At 69.5% G+C, this 272-nt stretch carries 1 pseudogene; it reads left to right on the plus strand.

What is annotated here, in order from left to right:
* Positions 1 to 252: pseudogene (locus tag CEY15_RS05130) on the plus strand (hypothetical protein); the annotation flags it as partial.
* Positions 253 to 272: the final 20 nt, after the last annotated feature.

The raw sequence follows: 272 nt of genomic DNA on the forward strand, positions 1-272 counted from the left end.
TCTCTGGCATCGCTTCCCCTTATAGCTGATCCCTCTACGGATCCGGGGGAACCTCACGTCGAGGCGCTGCTCGCCCATGCCACCGTGGGCAACCTCGCGTTGGTGGCCCTGCTCACCGCCGTCAACGGCGCCGCCGAGGAGTGCTTCCACCGCGGCGCGGTGTACTCGGCCACCTCGCGCATCCACCCGATCCTGGTGACCACGGTGATCTACGGCGCCGTCACGGCCGCCGCGGGCATCCCGCTGCTGTAGTCGCCGCGCTCGTGCTGGGT

The organism is Dietzia natronolimnaea, from assembly GCF_002289575.1.
Classification (GTDB): domain Bacteria; phylum Actinomycetota; class Actinomycetes; order Mycobacteriales; family Mycobacteriaceae; genus Dietzia; species Dietzia natronolimnaea_A.